We start from the raw sequence: 6,012 nt of genomic DNA, 5'->3' as shown, positions 1-6,012 counted from the left end.
GGGCGGGGTCACGGTGAAGTCGCTGTTCCCCGGCGGGTCGAACACCGCCTGGAACGGCGTCGGCGCCGTCGGGATCAGCTCCAGGTCGAACACGCCGGCGCTGCCCGCCTGCTCCTGGGCCGGGGTCAGGGCAAACACGAGGGAGCCGCCGTCGCTCGAGAGCTGCCCGGTGACCGCCTTTCCGTTCGAGCAGTCGTAGGCCGGCGGCGCTCCGCCCTGCCCGCCGCCCTTCTGCCACCCCGCCGCCGCCGGCTGGATCGGGCACGCCGCCACAGCGGGCGTGCCGACCGACGAGCCGGTGTCGAGGGGCATCCGCAAGGTGGCGGAGATCGTGCTCGGTGTCCCGGCGCCGGAGGCCGGCGTCACCGCGTAGTAGACGGCGGCCACCGCCTGGGGGGCGGCGGTCCCCTCGGCCACCATCAGCTGGTCGGGCCGCACGGGGGACGGGGAGACCACGATGCCGAGCGGCGCCTCGTTCCACCACGCCGTACGGGCCGGGGTCAAGGCGGCCGCCGGCGGGGCGGCGGCGCCGAGGGCGGCCAGGGCGCCGAGGCCGGTGACGGCGCCGACCGGCCACCTGCGCACGGTCAGGCCCGACCCGAGCGCTGGATGACGGCGGCATCTCCCCCCAGGTACGACGACACCACCTGGGGGTCGGTGATCACCACCTCGGGCCGGTCCTGGACGATCACGGTTCCGAGGTCCAAGGCGATGATCTCGTCCGACACCGACGTGATCAGCGGCATGTCGTGCTCGATCACGAGCATGGCGCACCCGGTCTCGGCCTGGATGTGCTGGAGCAGCGGGCCCAGCGCCTCCGTCTCGCGCTGGGCTATCCCCGAGCTGGGCTCGTCGAGGAGCAGCACGGAGGGATCGTGGGCGATGGCCATGGCCAGGTCGACGATGCGCCGGCTTCCGGTCGACAGCTCGGACACGAACTTGTCCCGGAACGCCTGGAGGTTCATCAGCTCGATCAGGTCGTCGACGGTGTAGGCGACGTCGCGCTCGGACTCGAGCACGGCGGGCAGGGCCAGCAGCGAGGCCAGGTGGTCGCGCGTCTCGATGTGGCGCTCGAGGCCGACGGCGATGTTCTCGGCCACGGTCAGCGACGGGAAGATGCGGGCGTCCTGGAACGAGCGCCCGAGGCCCATGGCGGCGCGGCGGTCGGGACCCAGCTCGGTGATGTCCACGCCCTGGAGGCGGATCCGGCCGCTGTCCGACGGCAGGATCCCGGACAGCAGGTCGAAGATGGTCGTCTTCCCGGCGCCGTTGGGCCCGATCAGCCCGAGGATCTCCCCGTCGTGGAGGGTGAAGCTGACCCCGTTCACCGCCGTGATGCCGCCGAAGCGCCTGGTGAGCCCGTCGACCTCCAGGACGGCGGGCGCGTCCTTGGGGGTCTTGCCGGCCGGGGACCCGGCCCGGGCCCGGGTGCGGGCGGGACCGGCGGGTTGGGCGCCCCCCGCCCCGCCGTTCACCGAACCGGCCCCCTCGAGGAAGACCGAGCGCAGGATGTCCCCCCGTTCGAGGAGCTCGGCGGTGGGGCCGGAGAAGCGGACCTCGCCCTTCTCCATGAAGTAGGCCCGCTCGGCCACGGTGAGCGCCACGTTCACCGACTGCTCGACGAGGATGATCGTGCACCCGCCGGCGTGGATGGCGCGGACGATGTCGAGCAGCTGCTCCACGATCGTCGGGGCCAGGCCGAGCGACAGCTCGTCGATGATCAGCAGGCGGGGCTTGGCCACGAACGCCATGCCCAGGGCCAGCTGCTGCTGCTCGCCGCCCGAGAGGTTCCCCGCCATCTGGTCCCACCGCTCGCGCAGGCGCGGGAACAGGTCGAGCACCCGTTCCGTCCGGGAACGGACCTCGCCCGGGTCCTCGCGGGCGTACAGCCAGGTCCCGGCCTTGAAGTGCTCGGCCACCGTGAGGGTGGGGAAGATGGCCTTGCCCCCCGGGACCTGGACGATGCCCATCTTGGCGGTGGTCACCGCGTTGGCATGGGTGATGTCCTGGCCGTCGAAGACGATGCGGCCGCCGATGGGATCGACGAGACCCGAGATGGCCTTGAGCAGGGTGGACTTGCCCGCCCCGTTCGTGCCGAGGAGGGCCACGATCTCGTTCTCCTCGACCTCCATGTCGACCCCGAACAGGATCTGGACCCGGTCGTAGGCGACGTCGACGCCCTCGCACGCCAGGATCGTCACGGTCCGCCCCCCGTCCCGGCGCCCACGACCGTGGCCTCGACCTCCTCGACGCTCTCCTCGGCCCGGCGGATCACGTCCACGTCGGCCTGGGCCTCCACCCGCCGGTCGGCCACCAGTGACGGCACGAGGATGTTGTTCCGGTTGGCCAGCCGCCGCAGCCAGTTGTCCCGCAGCCCGTAGGCCCATTCGGCCGTGCCGGCGGGGAACTGGTACAGCGACAGGATCAGGAGCGGCCCGACCAGCAGGAGGGGAAGCACCTGGGACCACGTGGAGCCGAGCAGGTCGTAGAGGCGGGGACCGAACGCCACCGTCGCCTCGAGGGTCATGGTGCCGAACACGGCGAAGCCGATCGAGCTCATCCCGGCGACGGCCGTGGCCAGGAACACGGCGATGCTCCCGTAGAAGTAGTCGTACGTCCCCGGCACCACGTTGCGCTGGGCGTAGACGAACAGCACCCCCGCTATCCCGCAGATACCGCCCGAGATGGCGAAGGCGGCCAGGCGGGTCCGGGCCAGGTTGATCGTGTACGCCGGGGCGGCGCGCTGGTTGTCACGGGAGGCGATCAGCACCCGCCCGCTGCGCAGGCGCCGGAACGAGAGCGCCCCGACCATGCAGATGGCGAGCACGACGAGGCACACGAAGTAGAACGTCTTGTTGGGCGCACCGAGCGAGTCCGCCAGCTGGACCCGTTTGTACAGCTGGGGAAGCGAGACGTGGGCCGACAGGCCCGACGGCATGAGATGGCGGCCGAACCAGTAGTGGGTGTTCATCAGGTAGTACTGCACGGCAAAGCCGAAGGCCAGCGTCGTCACCGCCAGGTACAGGCCCTGGATCCTCACGGCCGGCAGCCCGATGATCACCGCCGCCACCGCCCCGACTCCGATGCCGATGGCCAGGGCCAGGAAGAAGTCGATGTTGTGGTTGGCGATCAGGCCGCCCGCCACCTCGGCGGCCAGCCCGACCAGGCCGAACTGGCCGAGGCTGATCTGGCCCCCCCAACCGGTGAGGATCACCAGCGACACCGCCACGATCCCGTACAGGGGGAGGAGCAGCAGGTACGGGAGGTTGGCCGCCCCGATCACGAACGGGAGGGCCACCATCACCGCCGCCCACGTCCCGAGGACGGCGATCCGCCCGATCGCCACCTGGGGCAGGTGGCGCAGCTCGGTGGGGACCGGCCGGAACATCTTGACCGTCTGCCAGGTGCCCTCCCCGGTGTCGAGGGCCCGGGCGAAGCTGCGCCGCTGCAGGAGCAGGGCGCCGATGATCACCAGCACCATCAGGCCCTCGGCGGTGCTGTTGTCCCCGGTGGTGGCGATCGTCGAGTAGATGAGGACGCCGACGCCGATGCCCGCGCCCAGCGCCAGGCCGAGGCGGTCCATGCGGGCCACGACCGCCGCCGTCAGGGCGTAGAGGAGGGTCTGGAAGCCGAGAGTGGCGTCGCTCGGGACCCCGATGAGCGGCGCCGAGAAGAAGATGGCCATGGCCGACAGGACCCCGGCCAGGATCCAGGCCACCGTGGCCACCCGCTTGACCGGGATGCCGAGCAGCGACGCCCGGTCGGCGTTCTCGGCCTGGGCGCGCAGGGCTATGCCCATCCGCGTGTAGCGCAGGAAGGCGCTGAGCCCGACGGTCATGCCGATCACCACCACCAGCGCCGCCACCTCGTTGCCGGTAAGCAGGGGCTCCCCCCGGCCGTTGTGGATCACCCACGTCTGCCACGGGGTCGGCACGAGCGAGACCTCGGCCCCCTTCTGCCCGAACCAGGTCGGGACGAAGAAGGCGGGCACGGCCCAGCTGTAGGCCACGCCCGTGGTGATGACGGTCGCGATCAGCCGGGGCACGCGGGAGAACCGCCGCATCACCAACAGGTCGCTCAGGCCCCCCGCCAGGGCGCCCCCGAGCAGGGCTATCGGCAGGCAGATCAGGTAGCTCACGTGCTTCTGCACGTCGAGGAGCAGGGCGATTATGGCGGGCAGGGCCCCGATGGCGCCGGCGGCGAAGTTGATGATGCGGGCGGTGCGGTAGATGAGGATCACCGCCACCCCGATGATCCCGTACAGCGCCCCGAGGCTCACCCCGTGGATCAGGTTGGCCGGCGACGTCCCGAACCACAGCTCGACGACGATGACGAAGACCAGGGCCAGCAGGAAGTCGCGGCCGAACTGGCGGAGCCGGCCCGGGCCCACCAGCAGGCCGCGGGCCTGCTCGTACTGCCGGTGGACCTGGTCGTAGCGGCGCCGCAGCGCGACCGCCATCAGCGTTGGGCCTGGGCCGGGATCGGCGGTGACTGCAGCGTCGGGAAGTTGGTGCTGAAGCGGGTGCCCTCGATCGGGACCATGGTGCCGGGCGAGCCGTTCCACTGCGACGTCTTGGTCGGGCTCCAGTACACGAGCTCAGCGTCCTGGACCCAGGTGTGGTCGCCGGATCCCAGCCCGGTGGTGGCGTAGGGACCGCCACCGCGGGTACCCATCGACCCCGACGCCGCCATCATGCGCGTGGGGTCGAGGCTGGGCCCCGTGTTCTCGATCAGCGACGCCATCATGTTCCAGTCCTCCCACAACCCGATGGCGGTCAGTGGGGTCACGGGGAGGCTCCCGCCCTTGGCCCCCGCCGCGAAGACCTTGGCCCCCGCCGACTGGCTCTGGGCGGGGTAGGGCCAGGCCGACGACAACCCGAAGGCGTTCGAGTACTCGCACGGTTTGTTGGGACAGCCCAGGCCCGACATGTACGACTGGCTGGTCTGGTCGGTCGTCATGCCCTGGACGTCGGCCATCACGTTCTCGGGCCAGTAGTTGTGGCTGGCCTCGCCCTCGTACAGGAAGGCGGGGGCCACCGGGTCGCACAGGCACAGGACGTCCGTGGCCGGGTTGGTCGGGGTGTCCATGGCGGAGATGCCGGCCTCGACCTGCTGGGCCGCGGTGTTGATGTCCTGGGCGTAGAAGTAGTAGTGGTGCTGACCGTTGTAGTCGGGGTTGAACCCGTCCCCGCACTGCTGCAGCGCCTTCTGCAGGATGCCGTTGGCGGTGTTCTCGTTGTCGGGGTCGTTGGTGGAGATCACCCCCAGCACCCGTTTCTGGCCGTTGAAGTTCTGGGCCGGGTTCTGGGACAGGGCAAAGCTCACCTTGCGCGTCGAGCGCGCGCTCGTCATCTGGTGACACCACCAACTGGCGAAGTCGGTCTCCATCCGGCTGGACGACATGCCCTGGCCCGCTCCGTACACGTAGGGCTGGTTGGCGTTCATGAAGCCGTCCGAGAACCCGACGCCTCCCCACGCCACCACGTGGTCCTGCGCCAGACGGGCGTAACACGCCGAGCACAACGTGGTCGACCACATCACCCCGTAGGGGTGGTACTGGCTGACGATCGAGTCCATCTCGGCCAGGAGACAGGAGTAGTTCGGGGGCACCGACTGGCACTGGCCCTGGTAGGGGATGATCTTCACCTTGCGGCCCCACATCACGTAGTGGCTGTTGATGAAGTTCTGCCACGCCGCGTCGAGCGCCACGCCCGCCTGGTAGCTCTCGTACAGGCCCTCGGCCTGCAGGATGGTGTTGACCTCGGCGCCGTAGTTGGTGAGGTAGTCGACCAGCACGATCTGGTTCCCGGTGACCCCGGCGTAGGTGGCGCCACCGTTGCTGGTCAGGGCGGCCCCGATCGTGCCCGGGGTGCAGGGCGGGGCGTAGTAGTCGATGGCCGGGTCGAACTCGCGGCCGCCGACGCAGTGGGAGGTGTCCCCCGACGCGGCGGAGCCCGCCGTGGCTCCGCCCCCGCCGCCGGCCGCGGTGCCACCCGACCCCCCGACCCCGCC

At 70.7% G+C, this 6,012-nt stretch carries 4 protein-coding genes; all 4 read right to left on the bottom strand.

Annotated features, from left to right (window positions below; translation table 11 throughout):
• Positions 1 to 585 (bottom strand): hypothetical protein (locus VFW24_17810; GenBank protein HEX5268625.1); only part of this gene is annotated, 585 nt, incomplete at its 3' end.
• A gap of 2 nt (positions 586 to 587) precedes the next feature.
• The gene (locus VFW24_17805; GenBank protein ID HEX5268624.1) at positions 588 to 2,201 is read right to left on the bottom strand and encodes an ATP-binding cassette domain-containing protein; all 1,614 of its coding nucleotides are present in this window, start codon (positions 2,199 to 2,201) and stop codon (positions 588 to 590) included.
• On the bottom strand, positions 2,198 to 4,459 hold the full coding sequence (locus tag VFW24_17800) for an ABC transporter permease (GenBank protein ID HEX5268623.1): 2,262 nt from the start codon (positions 4,457 to 4,459) through the stop codon (positions 2,198 to 2,200). The genes VFW24_17805 and VFW24_17800 overlap by 4 nt, the downstream gene beginning before the upstream one ends.
• The coding region (locus VFW24_17795) for a hypothetical protein (GenBank protein HEX5268622.1) at positions 4,459 to 6,012 on the bottom strand (1,554 nt) is incomplete at its 5' end. The genes VFW24_17795 and VFW24_17800, both read right to left, overlap by 1 nt.

The sequence above is a fragment of the Acidimicrobiales bacterium genome, from assembly GCA_036273495.1.
Lineage (GTDB): Bacteria > Actinomycetota > Acidimicrobiia > Acidimicrobiales > JAJPHE01 > DASSEU01.
This window is presented reverse-complemented; position numbering and strand designations above follow the sequence as displayed.